Raw genomic sequence first — 20,444 nt, forward strand, 5'->3', positions numbered from 1 at the left:
AGATCTATTTAAGCATTTGCTAAGGAGAGTCGCGTTAATGGGATTCGCTGAGCTGTTTTACCTGTTGGCAGCGGCCTTCTTGGCTACCTTGCTGGTGTTTGCCATTTTTCAACTCATTACTTTACTGCGTTTTAAGCATCTGCAGCGCCGTTATTCCAGAGCCGTGTTAGCCACCAAAGGTGGTGTGTGGGAATGGTTTCCTGCGACCAACCGTCTGTATATGTCTTCCGAGTTCTTCTTGCAATTGGGTTTTGCGGAAAGCCAGACACCTAAACGGCTGTCAGAGTGGTTGGATCTCTTATCTGAGGAAGATAAGTGTACCTTCACGGATTGGCAAAAACGTATGCTCGAGAATGGCCCAGATAGTCATAAAGTATTTACCCTCAGATTACAGTTGCTGAACCCAATACAGCAGCGATACTGGATTGAAATTCGTGGCCGTGTAGCACGTCGTGATGCACGTTATGGCGTCAAAAGTATTGCGGGCATTATGGAAGACATTGGTTATTGGGTGGACACAGAAAATGAGCTGATTGCGGCACGTGAGCAAGCACAACAGCGCGAGCTTACTTTATCTACGTTATTGAATAATATGCCGGATGTGGTGTGGTATAAGGACGAAGCAGGCCGTTATTTGAATTGTAATCAGGCTTTCTTTGACTTTCATCGCATGCCAGCGGAGGACGTTCAGGGTAAAACCGATATTCAATTGAATCTTGATGATATTGGTGAAATATACCATCAGCGAGATCAATCGGCCTTAGTGTCAGGGCAAACCATTCAAGATCAATCTTGGGGATACTCGGAATCTTTACAGGAAGACAGACTGTTTGAAATTCATCGTGTGCCGGTCATCGAGCCCGCAATTAATTTTCGTGGCACCTTGAGTATTGCTCGAGACATTACAGAACGTCATGATCTGATCAATCAGCTTAAACTGTTCAAAAGCTTTGCAGACAACTCAGCGCAAGGTTTTGCCATGGGCAGTTTGGAAGGGCAAGTAAGCTACTTTAATAAATACATTCGTGCTCTGCTGGGAGTGGCTGAAGACATCACCGACAAACAGCTGAGCCAATTCCATTACCTGGATTTTTATCCGCAATCCATCCACGAATATATTGAGACAACTGTGATTCCTTATGTGAGAGAGCACGGGGTGTGGCAAGGTGAGTTGCGAGCGAAAAGCTTAGATGGTCGTGTTTTCCCAACTTATGAAATCTATTTTATTCTGAAAGATGAGCAGGGAGATTCGATTTTTGTCGGTAACATCATGAGTGATATTACGACGCAAAAACAAGTCTCACAACAACTTGAGCAAGCAAAAGAAGCCGCGGAACAGGCGAATCAAGCGAAGAGTCATTTCTTGGCGAACATGAGTCATGAGATTCGAACTCCGCTAAATGCCATCATTGGATACGCGCAGTTGATCAGTGAAGAAAATGCCCTCACAGGTGTCTCGCGAAATCGTTTTGTGGCGATTGCCTCCGCGGGAGAACGTTTATTAAACCTCATTAATGATATTTTGGACATTGCTCGAATTGAATCAGGCCGTTTGGTATTACAAGAGCAAAAGATGGACTTGTGTAAAGAGGTCAAGCAAGTTGGTAAGTTACTGCAAGGCCAAGCTGAATCGAAGGGGCTGACGTTCCAAGTGACCTGTGACTTACAGGAACGGCAAATGGTGTGGTCTGATCCGATTAAATTTCACCAAATACTGACTAACTTAGTTGGTAACGCAGTGAAATTTACCCAACAAGGCTATGTCCGTGTCTCTGTCGCTATCCAGCATGAACGTATTCATATTTTGATAGAAGATTCTGGCCCTGGGATTGAGCCAGAGTTAATGGAGCATCTGTTTACGCCCTTTGTGCAAGGTAAGGCGGGTGAGTTATCCGGCGGTACTGGCCTTGGATTGACGTTATCTACTACCTTGATAAAGCTAATGGATGGCAAGCTTAGTGTCAAAAGTAACGTTGGAGCGGGGACGCAAATATTAGTCGATTTGCCATTGTTATTAGTGGAAGATGCCCTTGATGATGAGTTGCCAACGGATGAGTTTTCAATGGGAATGAGGCTCAATGATCCGATTAGGGTATTGGTCGCCGAGGACGATGATTGGTCACGTGACATCTTGGTGTCTTTACTTGAAAAAGCCGGTTGCCAGATCATGGAGGCAGAAGATGGTGAAGAAGCCATTCAAGCTTTTCGATTGCATCGACCAGATATTGTTATGACAGACATCCGCATGCCGAAAAAGTCGGGAGTGGATTTGTTGTCTTTAATACAGCAAGAAGAGGGAGCAGAAGCCATCCCTGTGATTGCTGTCACGGCATCGACATTAGAACATGAGCAACGAGCGTTGTTAGATCAAGGCTTTTGGGAAGTGGTGGCCAAACCTTATCAAATAGAAGACATTTATCGCGCCTTAACCCGTCATTTGAAAGTGCAGTTCGTTTCACAATTTGATGGCCATTATAGGGATTCAAATAAAACCGATAATCATGTCGTAACAGCAGATCAATCATTCGACTTAAAGGCGTTGCAAGAGACGGATTGGCAGCCATTATTAGTCGCCGCGCAAAATGGTGATGTAGAGGCTGCCGAGGCTGCATTTGTGGCATTACAGGGCCAGTTAATCGACGAAGATTATCGCCGTCTTCAGCAAGCGATTAACGCCTTTGATTTTGGTTTAGTAGAGCAACTGGTTAAGCGTTACCAAAGCGACCAGTAAAATGCCCTTAGATGTAGAATTTTCACCCTCGACTGAGTGCTTTGCGTTTGACAGGAATTGACCCTGCGGATAAGGTCAACCAAGGTAACAATCTTGCACTAACCCACGGACTGTTGAATGAGATCAAATAGCACACCTGACTTCCCTTTTACCGCGATTGCTGGACAAGAGCGACTTAAATTGGCTTTGCTTCTCAATGCAGTGAACCCCTTGATTGGTGGTGTCTTAATCAGCGGTCCACGAGGTTCGGCTAAATCAACGTTAGCGCGAGGTTTAGCGGGGGTGATGCCAGCCTTTATTACTGAAGGAGATGTACCATTTGCCACTTTGCCCTTAGGCGCAAGCGAAGACAGATTGTTGGGGGCTCTGAACTTAGAGCAAGTGTTGCAAGACAAGCAAGTTTCTTTTCAGCCAGGCTTGTTAAGCGAAGCTCATGGTGGCGTCTTGTATGTGGATGAAGTGAATCTGCTGGCGGATCATTTGGTGGATCAATTACTGGACGTGTCGGCCAGTGGCGTCAATCGAGTAGAGCGTGACGGTTTGAGTCATCAGCATGAAGCCAAATTTCTGTTGGTTGGCACCATGAACCCTGATGAAGGGGAATTGCGTCCACAGCTAAAAGACAGATTTGGTTTTATGGTCAATCTTAGTAACCAATACAGCATTGAAGAACGTGTGCAAATTGTGCGTTTGCGTGATGAATTTGACCAAGACCCAAGCGCATTTTGTGAAGCCTTTAAATACAAACAACGCAATCTAAAGCAGAGTATTTTGCAGGCGCGAGAAAAGTTACAGCAAGTACGTTGTACAGATGAAATGCGCTTTAACATCGCTGAACTTTGCCAGCAAGCCAATATTGATGGGGTTCGTGGAGACATTGTTTGGGTTCGGGCGGCCATGACTCATGCGGCTTGGCGTAATCGACAAAGTGTCACTTTAGAAGATGTACAAGCGGTAGCCGAATTAGTCTTGGCTCATCGTCGTCAGGATGTCAGTGCGCCAACACCACCGCCTTCACGACGCCCAGAAGCCAGTAAACCGCCACAACTTGATTCCTCCCAAGGTCAATCGTCATCTCAGCAAAATAAAGCGCCTGAACAAGATGACAATCCAGAACAAGCCCAAGGAGAATGGGGCAGTATGCCACCACAAAGTCTGGCGGCGGATCAGGCCATTCGAGTGCCTATGTCCGCATCAAAGCAGGTCACGAATCCTAGCCGTCACAGCCTGCGCGAGGTAACGCCGGGAAAGTCTAAAGGGTCGCATCGTGGCGGTTATCGTCATGATGCGCAGCAAACTTCGCAAAGTGTGGATTGGTTTCGCAGCGTGGCTCGTCAGCCACAACAATGGCCGCCTGAGAGTTTGAGTTTCAAAACGGCGAAGACCGGACAAACAGTACTGCATTTGGTGTTATTGGACACTTCAGCGTCAACCTTGCAAGAGAATACCTTGGCTAAGGCCAAAGCGGTGATTTTGGACATAGCGCAACAAGCCTATTTGGCCCGTGAACATTTAACCGTTTTGGGTTTTGGGCAAGACGGTGTCAGTGAGCTGATGTCCAGAGGCCGCGCACCAAAAGACATTGCTAAATGGTTAGATGAGGTGCCCGCTGGTGGCGGTACGCCATTTCGAGATGCATTACTGCAAGCGCAGAGTTATTTACAACAACAATATAGAAGAGAGCCTGAGCTTTACAGCCAGACCTATTTATTAACCGATGGACGCACTCAAGCGGACGTGGCTGATGTCATTTTACCCGGAGCGTTAGCCCTGATTGATACCGAAGCCTCTGCGATTAAACGCGGCCGAGGTGGCGACATTGCCCAATCCTTGAATGCCCATTATGTTTCTTTAGATTCCTTGTTTGAGACCGAACTATGACAACTTCTGTGGCACATTGCCCCGCTTTATTTTTGACTGCACCGGCGTCAAATCAAGGCAAAACCACCATTACCGCGGCCTTAGCACGTTATTTTACTCAGCAAGGTAAGCGTGTTCGTGTGTTTAAAACCGGGCCAGATTATTTGGATCCGCAAATCTTGGCGCAAGCTTCACAGCACCCTGTCGAGCAGTTAGATATCTGGATGGCAGGGGAAGACTACTGCCAAGACAAACTGTATCAAGCGGCTTTAGAAGCGGATTTGATTTTGGTTGAAGGCGCCATGGGCATGTTTGATGGCGAGCCATCGAGTGCGGATTTGGCTGCCCGTTTTGGTTTGCCTATGGTCATCGTGATGGATGTAAAAGGCATGGCGCAAACCGCAGCCGCATTGGCAACCGGCTTGGCTCATTTTCGTCAAGATGTGACGGTCGCCGGTTTGATTGCCAACCGTTGTGGCAGTGAACGCCACGCGCAACTGATTCGTGATGCCTTACCCAGTGATCTGCCTTTATTGGCCAGTTTAAAGCGCGATGAAGAAGTTACCTTGCCTGAGCGCCATTTGGGCTTGGTGCAGGCTCATGAAGTCTCACATGAGCTGGAAGAGAAATTTAATGCTGCCGTGTCATGGCTTGAGTCTTCAGAAGATAATGCCTTGCTGTCTTTACCTAAAGCCGTGGCGTTTTCGCCCAGTGAAAAAAGTCTTTCGACCCGTTCGGTAACGCAATCTTTACAAGGCAAAACCATTGCCATTGCGAAAGACGAAGCCTTCAGCTTTATTTACGATGCCAACTTGGTGACGCTAACCTCGTTAGGCGCTAATTATGTGTTCTTTTCGCCTTTGCATGATCAAGACTTACCCGCTGCCGATGCTCTTTGGTTACCAGGCGGATACCCAGAACTTCATGCGCAAGCGTTAGCAGAGAATCAAAGTATGCTGGTGGCGATTCAAGCCTTTTTCCAATCGGGCAAAGGCATCTTAGCGGAATGTGGCGGTATGCTGTATAGCTTGGAAAGTCTGACGGATTTAGAAGAGAACACTTATTCTATGTTGGGGATTTTAAGCGGCCAAGGTGCCATGCGCGGTAAGCGAGGTTGCCAAGGCATGCAAACCGCTGTGTTGCCACAAGGGGAAGTGCGAGCCCATGCGCATCACAGATCTCGTAGCGCCAATACACCAGAGCCTGTGGCTCACGGTCGTCGTCAACGACACCCAGCCCCTGGTGAGGCGATTTACCAAACGCGCGGACTCACGGCGAGCTATTTGCATTTGTTCTTTCCATCTAATCCAGAAGCCATCGCGCACGTTTTTCTTGGCACTTCGGCAAGCATGGACGAGGCTTGCTAAAGTGTGGCCTGAAAGCGGTGAAGACAATGCACCACTGCGCACTGGCCTGACGACAGGCAGTTGCGCCACCGCTTGTTGCGTGGCGGCGGCGCAATACGTATTTGCTCAGCGCCAAGATGAAACGGTCAGTATTGTGCTACCCAAAGGTAAATCGGTTGATTTGGTGATTGAATCTTATCAAGTCATAGCCAATGGTGTTCGCACCAGTACCATAAAAGACGCAGGGGATGACCCTGATGTGACCCACGGTGCGAGAATTTTTGTGGAGCTGACTTTGTGCGCTGATCCCGGTGTGCATTTTTACGCGGCAGATGGTGTCGGCACAGTGACGCGAACCGGATTGGTCTTGGCGGTTGGGGAGCCAGCGATTAATCCCGTGCCACGTCAAATGATGACGGAGCATTTATTGGGCTTTGCTGAGACTTACCAGTATCAAGGTGGCTTTAAGGTGGCGGTTGGTATTGAAAACGGTGCCGCCATTGCCTTGAAAACCATGAATCCGCGTTTGGGCATTCAGGGTGGGTTGTCCATTTTAGGCACCACTGGCATAGTGCGACCTTTTTCCTGTGCAGCTTATATTGCGTCTATTCATCAGGGCATCGATGTAGCACGTGCCAATAGCTTGACCCATCTGGCCGCCACCACAGGTAATGCCAGTGAAACTGCCATCAAACAGTATTATGGCTTAGACGACATGGCTTTGTTGGAAATGGGGGATTTTGTTGGGGCCGTGCTAAAACACCTTCGTAAGGTAGAAAATTCGCAACAGCCACAATTGACTAAGCTGAGTTTATGCGGCGGTTTTGGCAAAATCAGTAAACTGGCGCAACAGCATATGGATCTCAACAGTCGTGTTTCTAGTATTGATTTACCTGCGTTGGCGGCTTTGGCAGCCACTTTAGGGGCAAGTGAAGAATTGCAAGAGCGTATGCGAAGGGCCAACACCAGTGTTGAAGCCTTGAGTTTTGCTCAGCAAGAGAAGCTACCTTTAGCCGATGCAGTGTGTGCTCAAGCGGTGGACTTTGCACGTCGTTATATTCCCCAGCACATTGCATTGGAAGTGTGGGCCATTGATCGAAAAGGTCAGTTTGTGGGCTTTGCTAAGGACGATGCTAAGGATAAGCCTGAATGAAGCGTATCTTATTATTAGGCGGCACCGCCGATGCGCGGCGCTTGGCCGATGCTTTACACCAATCCGGTATTCAGGTGATTTACAGTTTGGCGGGATTGGTGCGGATTCCTCAAGTGGATTGTGAACTTTTGGTCGGTGGCTTCAGCCAGTTTGGCGGTCTAGTAAACTACTTACAAAGCCAAGCAGAGCAAGGTAAAGCCATAGATGCTATTGTCGATGTGACTCACCCTTACGCGCAAACCATGAGCAGCAAAGCCGTCTTGGCGGCGCAGCAAGTTGGCATACCCTGTTGGCGTTTTCATCGCCCCGCATGGCAACAGGAAACGGGGGATGATTGGCATTTCTATCAAAGCGAAGAGGATTTGTTGTCTGCATTCGCTAACTACCAGCGTCCATTGTTAAGTGCCGGACAAATGACACAAGAATGGCTGCAGACCTTAGCGGCTCACCCCCAAATGGACAATATAATCTGGCGCACCGCTGTGACTGCCAAGTTTCCCTTACCGGACAAAGTGGTGTGGTTAAAAGCCATTGGTCCTTTTGCTTATGAGGACGAACTAGCGTTATTAACAGAGCATAAGATTGATGTGATCGTCAGTAAAAACAGCGGCGGTAAAGCAACCTATGCTAAGCTTGTTGCCGCGCGGAAACTGAATTTGCCTGTGTATTTACAGGCGCGGCCGGAGTTATCGCCCGCAGACAAAGAGTTTGATGACCTAGCAGTCTGCTTACAGGCTTGCCAACAAGCTTGGGCAAATTGATGGCCTTTTGCTTTGCCATTCATCATAACAATAGATTGGAATAAAGACCCTTATAGTATGCAAAAAACACCACCTTCTTCAGATTACCATTTTCACTACCAGCCAGATCCCAAAGCGATTGAGCAAGACAGCTTTCGTCAGATTCGCGCATTAACGGACTTGTCAGCTTGGGATCTGGATCAACAGCAAGTGGTGATGCGTATTGTGCATAGTTTGGGCTTGCCAGAAGTGGCTGAGCAGGTGCGTTTTAGTGAACACGCCACGCAAGCTGGGCGAGATGCTTTAGCGAAACATGCCGCCATTCTTTGTGATGTAGAAATGGTTAAGCAAGGGGTGACCAAGCGCATGATAGAGCAAGAGCCCTTGTGTTTCTTAAATCACCCAAAAATGGCTGAGCTGGCCAAGCAAAAAGGCGAGACTCGTTCTATGGCGGCTCTGTCCCTTTGGCAAGATCATCTTGCTGGTAGTGTGGTCTTGATTGGTAATGCGCCGACGGCTCTGTTTCGACTCTTAGAAATGATTGCTCAAGGCGCACCAAAACCCGCTTTAATCATCGGCATGCCGGTGGGTTTTGTCGGCGCCGCGGAATCCAAAGACGCTTTGTGGCAAGCGCATCGAGATTTGGGAGTCGAATGCATTACTTTACTGGGGCGAATGGGCGGCAGCGCGGTGACCTCGGCCAGTTGTAATGCCTTATTGCGTTGTAATATAGGTGAGTATTACTGATGCAAATTCATGTAATAGGCTTAGGCGTTAATGAACAGGCGAATTTGGATGCTAAAGCTCAGTCTGTTTTTGCCTCCTTGGGCGAGCAAGATGTGATACTAGGATCTCCAAGGCAACAAGAAACCGTCGCGGAATATGTGACGTCAGGGCAAAGGAAAGTCTTGCCAAAGCTGTCGCAGTTGTCTGCTGAGTTTGATCAATGGCAATCGCAAGGCACTAATACTGTCGTTGTATTGGCATCCGGTGATCCATTGTTTTATGGCATTGGCACTTGGTTGGTAAAACACTTTGCTACCAATAAAGTGATTTTTTACCCTAATGTGTCCAGTGTACAGGTGGCGTGCCACCGTTTGGGAATGTCGCTGCAACAGGTGCAGGTGGTGAGTGTGCATGGTCGGCCTTTGCCGTCATTACGTCGTCATTTACAGGCCAATAAAACTCTGATTTTGTTGACCGATGGGCAAAGTCATCCCGCCGCCATTGCGCAAGAATGCGTACAGGCAGGCTTGGACAAAAGCAGAATCACTGTCTGTGAAGCCTTGGGTTATCCGCACGAAAAAATCACCTCTTTTGCTGCGGATGAACTCAGTCAATCTCAGCAAACCTTTGATCCTCTAAATGTGGTGGTGTTGGAAATCTCTGCTCAAACGAGCCTTTATCCTGCTTCGGTTGGCATTGCCGATGCTTTGTTCGTGACCGACAAAGAAGAAGGCAAAGGCATGATCACCAAGCGAGAAGTGCGTTTGATGATTTTGTCTTATCTGCAATTGGCGGCGAAAGATGTGGTTTGGGATATTGGTGCAGGTTGCGGTGGGGTCAGTGTCGAGTTGGCCTATTGGCATCCTGATGCTGATATTTATGCAGTGGAGCATCATGATGTTCGTTGGGCTTGCTTGCAAGCCAATCAGCAAAAGTTTGGTGTCATGCAAAACCTGCATCTCGTTAATGGACGAGCGCCTGACATTTTGAAGGATTTACCCACGCCCAATAAGGTGTTTATTGGCGGTAGTGATGGGGAGTTAGATGCACTCTTGAATCAAGCTTGGTCATTGTTACCTGAGAATGGCGTGCTGGTGGTGAGTGCGGTGACGGAAGACACCAAGTGGCAAGTCAGTGCCTTCGCAAAACAAAGAGAGCAGGCCCAAGACGCACATCAAACCAGCATAGAAATGGCTGTGTCTAAAGCGCAGTCTTTGGCGGGACAAACCCTCTATCGACCTAACTTGCCGGTGACTTTATGGCAGTTTGTTAAACGACTATAAGCCCATTTTCTCTTTCACCACGCCTAACGCGGGCTGACCAGATAAGGTCGTCACGCCTTCTAACCAGTTGTCCAAAGCTTGAGGGTTTGCCATCAGCCAATCAGTGGCCGCTTTTGCGATGGGCTCACCTTTGTCGGTGGCGGTGGTCATGATGCTGTTTTCCATGTCTAGGCTGAATTCTAAATTGGTCAACAATTTAGCCACATTGGGGCACGCCTCTGAATAGCCTTTACGAGTCACGGTATGAATGGTGGCACCGCCGTAGTTAGGGCCGAAATAGTCATCGCCGCCGCTGAGGTATTTCATATCAAACTTGACGTTCATTGGATGTGGTTCCCAGCCTAAGAAAACGATGAACTTATCGCGTTTCACCGCACGAGATACTTGCGACAACATGCCTTGTTCACTGGACGCAACCACTTTCCAATCGCCTAGGTCAAAGTCATTTTTGTCGACCATGGATTGCAGATTTTCATTAGCAGGGGAACCGGCTGCAATACCATAAATTCGATAGTTAAAATCACCTGCGTGGGCTTCCAGATCTTTGAAGTCTTTTACCCCTGCATCATAAACATAGCTGGGCACCGCAAGGGTAAACTTCACGCCAGTGAGATTGGTTTTCACCACATCTAAGTTGTCTTTGTACTGATTGATAAAGTGTTTTTGGGCAGGCATCCAGTTGCCCATAAACACATCCACACCACCGTTTTTGATGCTTTCATAACCAATTGGCACGCTCAGTAGTTGTACATTCGTTTCGTAACCCATGGCATTAAGCAAGCTGGTGGTGATGGCATTGGTGACGCCAATGTCTGACCAGCCTGGATCGCTAAAGGTAACGTTTTGACAACTAGCGGGATCACCTGCTAAAGCCATACCGCTGTAGGCAATAACAGCGGTGGCGCCAAGTGTTTTTAAGCCATTTTTGGATGTGAAAAACTTGCTCACGATGATGCTCCTTTTGATTAATAAGTGTTTATGTTCGGCAATGAAATATTGGTTAACTCACTTTAGGGAAGCGAGAGCGACTTTCTAGGTCGTCCAAATCAATATGATTTCTCATATACATCTCACTGCTATCGAATATAGGTTGATGATCCCAAGCGACTTTTTTGCCTTTGTTTAATGCTTTTACAATCAGGCGTCTTCGGCGTTGGCTGATGATTACTTGCTGGCTTAGTGCATCTGAATTCCAGCGACTAGCGGCTTCCTTGCGGAACGCCATCAATATCTCTTGGTATTCTGTTTGTTCTGCTAAATTGTTAAGTTCCAGAGGGTCTTTTTCTAGATCAAATAACTGCTCTGGATCGAGGGTACAGCAAACGTATTTGTATTGTTTGCGGCGAATCATAAACAGAGGCGCTAGTGTGCCTTCGCCAAAGTACTCGCCAATGACTTCGTCATGACCATCGTTTTTACCTGTGAGGTGTGGTAATAAACTTCGTCCTTGAATAGGCATGGCAAATTCCGTGTTGTGATCAGCGCAAGCCATGTCTAAAAAGGTGGGCAACAAATCCATGGTGGAAACCGATTGCTTGATGCGTTTGGGGTCAAAGCGCTCTGGTGCGTGAACAATCATAGGCACCCGAGCTGAGCCTTCAAAGAAGGACATTTTGTACCATAAATTGCGTTCTCCTAGCATGTCTCCGTGATCACCAGAAAACACAATGATGGTATTTTCATCTAAGCCTGTTTCTTCTAACGCCTTGAGTAATAAGCCAATTTTATCATCCACGTAGCTAATGGCGCCATAGTAGGCTCGACGAGCATTACGAACCTGTTGTTCACTTAGTTCTTGATCGTAGTAGGCATAGACCTCTTGTAACCTTGCTGAATGGGGGTCTTGATCTTCTTTAGCTATGGTCACTTTCGGTAGATCGATGTCTTCGTCTTGATATCTATCCCAGTATTCTTGGGGAATCGCATAAGGGTCATGGGGATGAGTCATAGAGACGGTTAAACAGAAGGGGCGATCCTGCTCACGTCGAACATAGTCGTACAGATATCGCTGCGCATGGAACACCACTTCATCGTCAAAGTCGAGTTGGTTACTGCGCACACAAGGACCTGCTTGGGTAACAGACGACATATTGTGGTACCAAGTAGGGCGAGTATCTGGGTCATCCCAATTGGGGAACCAGCCATAATCGGCTGGGTAAATATCTGTCGTCAGACGTTCCTCGAAGCCATGAAGTTGGTCAGGTCCGCAAAAGTGCATTTTTCCAGACAAAGCGGTTTTGTAGTTTTGTGCGCGTAAATAATGGGCAAAGGTTGGAATGTCCGCTGGAAAGTCCGCCGCATTATCAAAGGCGCCAATTTTGCTCGGCAGTTGGCCTGTCATCAGTACATAACGAGAAGGGGCACATAAGGGGCTGTTGCAGTAAGCGGAATCAAACACCACACCCTGTTTGGCCAATTTGTCTAAATTAGGGGTTTTAGTGACGGTATGACCATAAGCGGATAAAGCCGAAGCGGCCAATTGGTCCGCCATGATAAAGAGAATATTAGGCGAGTTTGAAGGCGTACTTTGCTGTGACATAAAGAGCAATTCCTATACAAAATAAAATAAGTTGTTTTAATGTGATTAGAGGCGCTTCTGAGTCTTTATAGGATTGCACCCATTCAATTAGCCTGTAAACTGGCTATAAAGTTATGGATAGGATTAGTTCTACTTATGTTAGAGCGTGATGAGTTACCCCCGTTGCAATCCCTTGTCGTATTTGAAACTGCGGCTCGCTTGCTCAGTTTTACGGCGGCGGCAAAAGAATTAAACATGACGCAACCTGCAGTAAGCCAGCAAATACGTAGTGTTGAGCTGGCATTAGGGGTAACGCTGTTTGAACGCATTTATCGTGGTGTGAGACTCACAGATGAGGGTCACAGTTTACTGAAGATGACCCAAAAGCATCTCAAAGAATTACGTGATGCGTTGCAAAAAATGAAACAAAAAAATCGCCATCCACGGATTAATGTCGCAACGGATTTCGCCTTTGCCGCTTTTAGACTTATGCCGAGGTTACCCGAGTTCCGCAAACAGTACCCTAATATTGATATTCGCATTCAGGCATCACAGTCGGAAGTGGACTTGGCCTCTACAGAAGCGGATATTGCCATTTTGTTTGGTGATGGCCATTACCAAGGGTATCGCAGTGAGAAGCTGCTAGCGGAACGTGTTTACCCTGTGTGCAGCCCAAAGTTATTAGACGGCAAAGATCCTGTGGGCACATTTAAGGAATTGTCGGCTTTGCCTTTGCTAAAATTGAACTTGGAAGCGGGGCAGCAGTGGATGGATTGGGCAACGGTATTTCGCCTTAACAACTCGAATATGGCGCCGCCAGAACCAGTGATGGAGTTTGATAACTACACTTTATTGGTACAAGCCGTCATTTCTGGGCAAGGCGTTGGATTGGGATGGTCACCATTACTCGATGATTTTATCAAAAGTGGTGTGTTAGTGGCGTTAGAGGATTTTGCTGTGGCTTCCGAACGCGGGTATTATATGGTCACACCAAATCAGCAAGCTTTGTCAGATCCTGCCATCGCTTTTTTACAGTGGATTGTTTCTGCAAATGATGTCAATCCTACGAAAGCGTAAGTTCACCTTTTCCCGAAAGCCTTATTGTGCTCTTGAGTGACCTTATTGAGTTGTATTTTCTAAAATAGGAAAGAGTTAATGAGCACTGTTATTCACAACCCTAAGTCAACCAACCAAGGCCGTTTTATTGGTGTCGGTGTTGGACCTGGGGACCCAGAGCTGATTACTCTGAAAGCCTTACGTTTGATTCAAAACGCCCAGGTAGTGAGTTTTCTGGCGAATGATCAAGGCACATCTCAGGCAAAAAGTATTGCTCGGGAAGCGTTTTCAGCGGTGCAGCACCCGCAGCAAGAAATTGCCATCAATATGCCCATGTCCACCGACAGAGAGTTAGCCAATCAAGCTTATGATGATGGTGCTAAGCGCATTACCCAAGCCTTAGAAAAAGGGCTAGATGTGGTGTTTTTATGTGAAGGCGATCCGCTGTTTTTTGGCTCATTTGCGTATCTTTTAGAGCGCATTACCGATTCATTTGAATGTCAGGTGGTGCCAGGAGTGTCCTCCATTAATGCGGCGGCTTCTGCGCTTCGTCATCCATTAACGGTGCTAAAAGAATCCTTTGCCGTAGTCAGTGGGCGTCACTCTGCTAAACAGATCGATACGGCGTTGGCGGAGCACGATACTGTGGTGATCATGAAAGCGGGCCGTGCACGACCAAAAATCCTCACCGCATTGCGCAAAACCCAGCGCCTAGAAGAAGCAAAGTATTTGGAATACATAGGTCGTGATAACGAGAGAATTGTCGAAGACGTGAGTCAGTTGGAAGACAAAGCCGGGCCGTATTTCTCCCTATTTGTTGTTACCAAAACGGAGCGAGGTACTCGCTGATGCGCATCATCGCTTTAACATCGGCGGGTAAAGCACTGGCTGAGCGGATTTTGCAGCATTACCCTAATGGCACATTGGATTACAAGCCCAAACCTTTTGCAGAGCAAGTACAAGCGGCTTTCATTGCACAAGAGCCGATGATTTTTATCTGTGCTACTGGCATTGTGATGCGTACTTTAGCGCCAGTTCTACAAGATAAATACCAAGACCCACCGATATTGGTAATGGATGAACTAGGGCAATTTGTGATCCCTTTGTTGTCGGGCCACGAAGGTGGTGCGAACGAATGGGCTGCGCAAATCGCGAAAAAAATCCAAGCGCAACTGGTCATGACCACCGCCAAAGACTACCTTAACCCTGTTTATACTCTGGGTATGGGCTGCGAGCGGAACTGTCCTTTGTCTTATCTAGAAGACATAATGCTGGAAACCTTGCAACAAAAAGGACTGACGCCCAACGATATTGCTTCCTTAAACAGCATCGACATCAAAGCCGATGAAACCCAACTGATCGCCTTGGCACAAAAATACCAATGGCCTTTCCATACCTATTCTGCGGATGCACTAATGGCTATGGAACCCCTGCTCAGCACCCGCTCGGAATACGTTTTCAATACTGTCGGCGTCTACGGCGTGGCCGAATCCGCTGCGCTACTTGCCGCACAAAACGCCTCCAACGCTTCCCCTGAGCTTGTAGTAAACAAGAGAAAAAACACCAAAGCCACTTGCGCACTGGCGCGTGGGTTTAGTAAAACATGATGCTTAGTAAACAATTTCTTTTTTAAGTATGTTTGGGCTTCTTTTCATGGAAGTATGAGTCGGATCAGCAAGGATATCTAATGCTTCACTTCAAACTGCACTTGGTGCTACGTTTTTTCTATGTTTGTCTTTTTTCTTCTATTTGTCTAATAGTGTTGAGTGCTTGTGTCAGTAAATCACCGCAGCCTGTGATTGAGCCTCTTCCTGAAATAACGCAGGAAATGGTGGCAGATCAGATGTTGGTATCCCAGTCAGGGCAATGCTATTTCCTCTACGACAGTGACGCTTATATTGAGGCTCTAGCTTTTTGTCAGGCCGCCGCCGAGCAAGGCGATGCAAAGGCTCAAATGTATTTAGGTAGATTGTTTTTTGGTGAAAAGCAGGTGCCTGAGGATATGGGCTTGGCGCTTAAGTGGATGACCTTGGCTGCTGAGTCGGGATTGGCGGAAGCGCAAAATAATCTTGGTTGGTGGTATGAAGACGCCTTAAAAGTTGAACAAGATTATGGAGTTGCAAAACACTGGTATGAGCTGGCAGCGGCGCAGGGTTATGGCAGTGCAGAATTTAATTTGGCCTATTTACATCAATATGGCATGGGAGTGCCAGTGGACTATCAACAGGCCATTTCCTGGTTTCAAAAAGCGGTAGAGCACCAAGAGTACATGGCGAATGCCAACTTAGGCTATCTCTATGAAAACGGTTTGGGGGTTGAACAGAATTTTGCCAAAGCCGCCGATTTTTATCGCATTGCGGCACAAGAAGGGGATTATTATTCGCAAACCAATCTCGGTTACCTGTATGAAGAAGGTAACGGTGTGGAGCAAGATTACACCAAGGCGGTATTTTGGTATCAGCAAGCTGCAGAGCGTAATTTTCCCCGAGCACAAGTAAACCTTGGTTATCTTTATGAATATGGCTTGGGTGTTGAACAAGATTATAGCAAAGCGCAAGAGTTATACCGTCAAGCCGCCGATCAAGGGGATATGAGTGGCCAATACAGTTTGGCGAGCTTGTACCGCAAAGGTTTAGGGGTTGTGCAGGACTATGACATAGCTCGTGAGTGGTATTTGAAAGCGGCACAACAAGGTTACGCACCAGCACAAAATGTTATGGGGTATCTCTATGATGACGGTGTAGGCGTTGCAGAAGATGATGAAAAAGCCGTCTCTTGGTATCGGCTAGCGGCAGATCAAGGCAATCTCCATGCGCAGAATAATTTGGGGGTGATGTACGAAGAAGGTACAGGCGTAGAGCAAAGCTATGAACAGGCAGCGAAATGGTATTTGCTCGCCGCGCAGAAAGGGCATGCTTCCTCTCAAACCAATTATGGCTATTTATTACGTGATGGCTTGGGGATAACGCAGGATTATCAAGAAGCTGAGAAATGGTTTCGATTGGCGGCCGATGCTGGAGAAGTAAAAGCGCAGGCGAATTTAGGCTATTTTTACGAAAAAGGTTTCGCCGTTGAACAAGACTATCAACAAGCCATTCATTGGTATGAACAAGCCGCAGCACGTGACTATGCTTATGCTCAGACGAATTTAGGGTATTTGTACGAAGAGGGCATTGGCGTAGAGCAGAGTTATGCCAAGGCGCTTCATTGGTACCAAAAAGCCAGTGCGTTGGGCGACGGTCGAGCTATGGTCAATCTTGGTTATTTGTATGAGCAAGGATTAGGTGTAGCAAAGGACCTTGTTAAAGCCGCTGCTTTGTATGATGAGGCAGCCAAAAAGGGTAATGCGCAAGCGCAAGTGAATTTAGGTTATGTGTATCAAAAGGGCATGGGGGTTGTTCAGGACAATAGTAAGGCTGCGTACTGGTATCGTCTAGCGGCGGAGCAAGGCAACCTTCGAGCACAGAATAACCTTGCCTATTTATATGAAGATGGCTTGGGCGTAGAACAGAGTTACCAACAAGCAAAAGACTGGTATCAAAAAGCCGCTGATGCAGGCTACATGTACGCACAAGCCAATCTTGCCGATTTATACGATGATGGTTTGGGAGTAGAGCAAAATTACCAAGCATCGGTTTATTGGAATAATAAGGCAGCCCAACAGGGCTACGACAGAGCGCAATACAATTTGGCTTATAGCTATGAAAAGGGCTTAGGTGTAGAGCAAAATGACAAACAAGCCTTTGATTGGTATTTGCAGGCGGCAAAGCAAGGTTACCGTTATGCACAATATAAGTTAGGTAACTTTTACAGTGATGGTCGAAGTGTTGTAATCAATCATCAGATAGCATTCGATTGGTATCTTAAAGCCGCTCAACAAGATTACCCTGCGGCACAAGTCAATGTTGGTTATGCCTTTGAAAATGGCTTGGGGGTTGAGAAAAACCTAGCTACTGCGTTTTCATGGTATGTAAAAGCCGCTGAACAGGGCGATGAACAAGGTCAGTTTAACCTAGGGATATTCTATGAATTTGGCTACTCTGTACCAAAAGACGAAGAGCGAGCTTATTATTGGTATCAACTTTCTGCAGAACAAGGATTAAAAGATGCTGTGCAGAAGGTTAAGAGGCTCGAGAAAAGAGTGGAATTAAAACGCTTAATAAAGAAAGTAATGGAAGCTAAAAATTAGATATTGAAGAAGATAATTGGAATGTAATTCGATTTCTATTTTAGGATGGAACACGTGAAAGAAAAAAGGAGCGGCGTAAACATCGTGGTGATGAACAGTCGTAGAGATTTAATTTTACTCTGACCCCAATTGTCTTATGACCGCACTGAATTAGAAACTAGGAGTGGCAAGGCTGTAAAGCAGAAAAACGCGACTGATGAGTGGGATAATTTTTTAGGTGATAAGCAAACAAATATAGATCCTAGAGATGGACTGCCAGACCCAGATCGAATTTGGTCGGCAGATGGTAAGAGAAGCATTAGGTTTGGTGAACATGAAATGAATAGTAAGCCAAATAAACTTCATTACCATCAAGAAACTTGGCATGAAGATAAAGTAGAAAATGTATTACTGAGGATTCCCCAGTGAAAATTAGAATAACCAGTTTTGAAACCGTCGATGGAAATGTGGTTGTAAATTTTAATTCAAGTGTGGGGAATGGTGTCGCTACGTGGGTTGGTGCAAAAGAACCTGTTAAAAACTATGAGTACGATGTTGAAATTGACATTGAGAAATCTATAGACCAGGTGAAAAGTAGCAAAAATAACAACGAGGGGCGATATTCAATGTCCATTGGGGATGACTCTACGATTATGAATGGTGAGGTTGAATTTGTTGAAGAAGATGGCATGGCCTATATACGCTTATCCCAAGATTGCCTAATAATGATTGATTCGGGTGATTCGAAAGTTAAAGATGGCGATTGGATTAACTTAAATATACCGTGTGAAGATATAAAGGTTTCTGCCCAAGGTAACTGATCTAGCTGAATTGTAGCCCGCATCCGCGGTCTAATTATTTAACCACAGCAAAATCAAAGGGGTTACCCATAAGTCAGCCGGTGTCAATGGTGCGATAAAGTTCGGATCGCTTTTATACGAACATAATTCGTTATGTTCTCTATCCCTAACGATTTAATATCAACGCAGCTGTTAACTAAATCAAGAAAGCAGATGAAACGACTTAGTAATGAAATTGATGAAGTCGGAGAAATTACAGAATCACTGAATTATGTTGGACGGAACGGGAAAAACACTTAGTAGATGGACATCATCGTCAGGCATTAGCGAAACAGGGTATTAAAGAGGTTCCTGCAGAAAAGGTTGAGCTGCCATTTAAAAGTTATAAAACGGAGAATTTTTGGTGGGATTACCTTTCTATTAGTGATATTGTTAATTTTACCGCATCCATTCGATACTTCTTATCACTTTATCGCTCAAAGAGTATATAGTAAAAAAATCGTGCTCATCTGTTATGACTTTGAACTTTAGAAAGCTTTCATTTGCTTTTTTTAATCTTATCTTTCCTTTTTTAATGTCGATTTTTCCGAAGGTAAATGGATAGCTGATTGAGTCTATTAATTCGCCGCTTCTGGAATATAGAAATATACCTGATTCTAATGAAACGGCGATGTAACCTCTGCTGTCTGAAAGACAAAATGAATCTATTGGTTGGCTGAAGCTGATGCTTCTTTCTAAGTTTTCAGATGTCCATTTTAGCTGAATAGTCTTACCTATCTCTCTATTTTTATCTAAGCGTTCTTGAAAGCTTAAATTGGCAAGAAGTAGGTTTTTTTCTCCTTCTTCCAATTTGTATCCAGTGCTAGTGATTTCGGTAATACTCTCTATCATGCTATTTGACCAAGCGCCTCAATATTTCTATTTGAATAAATTGCTATACTACATCTGTAACGTGAAGAGATCTACATCGAACTATAATCATGGTGCATTATCAAGAGAATGTAACAAGACATCTATCTTAAATATTTATTTTTCCAATAAGTTAAGAGGGTCATTGGCGGTCGGTAAGGCTCCTATGACTACTCTCCTCAAAAGCTAAGACAGCATCACCAAAACCAAGACCTTAACCGTGGGTGTGAAAAACGCCTATGCGGACACCTACTTGGCCGTGCGAGCCTTAATAATTGGGGTCAGAGTAAAATTAAATTTAAATAATTGGGGGCAGAGTAAAATTAAATTTACTCTCTGACGAATTCTTCTTCGTGCTATCCTTTTTATCTTAAAGTATGAGAGAAAGGAGTCTCCATGCCACGTCGTCCGAGAGTTTCTATTCCAGGTTATGCCGAACACATTATTCAGCGAGGTAATAACCGCCAGCCCATTTTTGCCTGCGATGAAGACATGAAAGCCTATGCTTATTGGCTTGGTGAATACGCTAAAAAGTTTGAAGTGTCGATACATGCTTGGGTATTTATGACCAACCATGTTCATTTATTGTGTACACCCAGTAACCCAGCAAGTATTTCAAGCATGATGCAGTCGCTGGGCAGACAATACGTTCGATATTTCAATTATACCTATCAACGTACAGGTACTTTATGGGAAGGGCGTTTTAAGTCTTGTTTGGTACAAGACCAAAGTTACCTTTTTCATTTGTACCGTTATATTGAGCTGAACCCAGTTAGAGCAGATATGGTGAAAGATCCAGCAGATTATTCTTGGTCGAGTTACCAGTGCAACGGTTTAGGTGCGAGTAGTGATTTACTGACACCGCATCAACTTTACCAGTCACTGGGAAAAACAAAAGAAGAGCGATGTAATGTTTATCGAGATATGTTTCAGTATCAGGTAGATGATAAATTATTAGAAGATATTCGTTTAACGGCAAATAAAGGGTTGGCGTTAGGAAATGATAAATTCAAAGAGCAAATAGCCTTATTAACAGGACAACGGCAAACGCAGGCAAAGCGGGGAAGAAAAAAGGGTTGGCGTAAACATCGTGATGACTAATAATTGTAAGGATTTAATTTTACTCTGACCCCAATTATTACGAGTTACCAGTG

16 protein-coding genes are annotated in these 20,444 nt (G+C 45.8%); 13 read left to right on the forward strand and 3 right to left on the reverse strand.

What is annotated here, in order from left to right; translation table 11 throughout:
• Nucleotides 1–37: 37 nt before the first annotated feature.
• The 7 genes from DFP76_RS08630 (at nucleotide 38) to cbiE (ending at nucleotide 9,839) form a co-directional block, all read left to right on the forward strand.
• Nucleotides 38–2,731, forward strand: a complete 2,694-nt coding sequence (locus DFP76_RS08630) for a PAS domain-containing hybrid sensor histidine kinase/response regulator (RefSeq protein WP_113874242.1) — start codon at nucleotides 38–40, stop codon at nucleotides 2,729–2,731.
• A gap of 117 nt (nucleotides 2,732–2,848) precedes the next feature.
• Nucleotides 2,849–4,612, forward strand: a complete 1,764-nt coding sequence (locus DFP76_RS08635; RefSeq protein ID WP_113874243.1) for an ATP-binding protein — start codon at nucleotides 2,849–2,851, stop codon at nucleotides 4,610–4,612.
• Nucleotides 4,609–5,958: a cobyrinic acid a,c-diamide synthase CobB gene (locus DFP76_RS08640; protein ID WP_113874244.1), complete on the forward strand. Its 1,350-nt coding sequence runs from the start codon at nucleotides 4,609–4,611 to the stop codon at nucleotides 5,956–5,958. Before DFP76_RS08635 ends, DFP76_RS08640 begins: the two co-directional genes overlap by 4 nt.
• Nucleotide 5,959: 1 nt before the next feature.
• The gene (locus DFP76_RS08645; protein WP_113874245.1) at nucleotides 5,960–7,090 is read left to right on the forward strand and encodes a cobalt-precorrin-5B (C(1))-methyltransferase; all 1,131 of its coding nucleotides are present in this window, start codon (nucleotides 5,960–5,962) and stop codon (nucleotides 7,088–7,090) included.
• Complete coding sequence (locus tag DFP76_RS08650; RefSeq protein WP_113874246.1) at nucleotides 7,087–7,851, forward strand: precorrin-6A/cobalt-precorrin-6A reductase; 765 nt, start codon at nucleotides 7,087–7,089, stop codon at nucleotides 7,849–7,851. Before DFP76_RS08645 ends, DFP76_RS08650 begins: the two co-directional genes overlap by 4 nt.
• A 57-nt stretch (nucleotides 7,852–7,908) precedes the next feature.
• Nucleotides 7,909–8,577 carry a precorrin-8X methylmutase gene (locus DFP76_RS08655; protein ID WP_113874247.1) on the forward strand — a complete coding sequence of 223 codons (669 nt, stop codon included), beginning with the start codon at nucleotides 7,909–7,911 and terminating at the stop codon, nucleotides 8,575–8,577.
• On the forward strand, nucleotides 8,577–9,839 hold the full coding sequence (gene cbiE, locus DFP76_RS08660) for a precorrin-6y C5,15-methyltransferase (decarboxylating) subunit CbiE (protein ID WP_113874248.1): 1,263 nt from the start codon (nucleotides 8,577–8,579) through the stop codon (nucleotides 9,837–9,839). The genes DFP76_RS08655 and cbiE overlap by 1 nt, the downstream gene beginning before the upstream one ends.
• Here the strand turns inward: cbiE and choX are convergent.
• Both choX and betC read right to left on the reverse strand, forming a co-directional pair.
• Nucleotides 9,834–10,787: a choline ABC transporter substrate-binding protein gene (gene choX, locus DFP76_RS08665; protein ID WP_342767823.1), complete on the reverse strand. Its 954-nt coding sequence runs from the start codon at nucleotides 10,785–10,787 to the stop codon at nucleotides 9,834–9,836. The two genes, cbiE and choX, sit on opposite strands and share 6 nt — an antisense overlap.
• Nucleotides 10,788–10,839: 52 nt before the next feature.
• Nucleotides 10,840–12,378 (reverse strand): choline-sulfatase, encoded by a 1,539-nt coding sequence (betC, locus tag DFP76_RS08670; protein ID WP_113874249.1) that lies wholly within the window; start codon nucleotides 12,376–12,378, stop codon nucleotides 10,840–10,842.
• 135 nt (nucleotides 12,379–12,513) lie between these two features.
• Here betC and DFP76_RS08675 point away from each other — a divergent pair, with 135 nt between their 5' ends.
• The 5 genes from DFP76_RS08675 (at nucleotide 12,514) to DFP76_RS08700 (ending at nucleotide 18,402) form a co-directional block, all read left to right on the forward strand.
• Nucleotides 12,514–13,434, forward strand: a complete 921-nt coding sequence (locus DFP76_RS08675; protein WP_113874250.1) for a choline sulfate utilization transcriptional regulator — start codon at nucleotides 12,514–12,516, stop codon at nucleotides 13,432–13,434.
• Nucleotides 13,435–13,512: 78 nt separating this feature from the next.
• A complete protein-coding gene (gene cobI / locus DFP76_RS08680) occupies nucleotides 13,513–14,262 on the forward strand; it encodes a precorrin-2 C(20)-methyltransferase (protein WP_113874251.1) in 750 nt (249 codons plus the stop codon).
• Nucleotides 14,262–15,020, forward strand: coding sequence for a cobalt-precorrin 5A hydrolase (locus DFP76_RS08685; RefSeq protein WP_342767824.1), 759 nt, complete (start codon nucleotides 14,262–14,264; stop codon nucleotides 15,018–15,020). The genes cobI and DFP76_RS08685 overlap by 1 nt, the downstream gene beginning before the upstream one ends.
• Before the next feature lie 80 nt (nucleotides 15,021–15,100).
• The gene (locus DFP76_RS08690) at nucleotides 15,101–17,602 is read left to right on the forward strand and encodes an SEL1-like repeat protein (protein ID WP_113874253.1); all 2,502 of its coding nucleotides are present in this window, start codon (nucleotides 15,101–15,103) and stop codon (nucleotides 17,600–17,602) included.
• Nucleotides 17,603–18,006: 404 nt separating this feature from the next.
• The gene (locus tag DFP76_RS08700) at nucleotides 18,007–18,402 is read left to right on the forward strand and encodes a hypothetical protein (RefSeq protein WP_113874255.1); all 396 of its coding nucleotides are present in this window, start codon (nucleotides 18,007–18,009) and stop codon (nucleotides 18,400–18,402) included.
• Nucleotides 18,403–18,819: 417 nt separating this feature from the next.
• Here the strand turns inward: DFP76_RS08700 and DFP76_RS08705 are convergent, their stop codons facing one another.
• Nucleotides 18,820–19,272 carry a hypothetical protein gene (locus DFP76_RS08705; protein WP_113874256.1) on the reverse strand — a complete coding sequence of 151 codons (453 nt, stop codon included), beginning with the start codon at nucleotides 19,270–19,272 and terminating at the stop codon, nucleotides 18,820–18,822.
• A 414-nt stretch (nucleotides 19,273–19,686) separates the two neighbouring features.
• On the opposite strand from DFP76_RS08705, the gene DFP76_RS08710 reads away from it, so the two are divergent.
• Nucleotides 19,687–20,391: a transposase gene (locus tag DFP76_RS08710; RefSeq protein WP_113874257.1), complete on the forward strand. Its 705-nt coding sequence runs from the start codon at nucleotides 19,687–19,689 to the stop codon at nucleotides 20,389–20,391.
• The last annotated feature ends 53 nt before the right edge of the window (nucleotides 20,392–20,444 follow it).

It is taken from the genome of Marinomonas aquiplantarum, from assembly GCF_003314975.1.
GTDB classification, from domain to species: domain Bacteria; phylum Pseudomonadota; class Gammaproteobacteria; order Pseudomonadales; family Marinomonadaceae; genus Marinomonas; species Marinomonas aquiplantarum.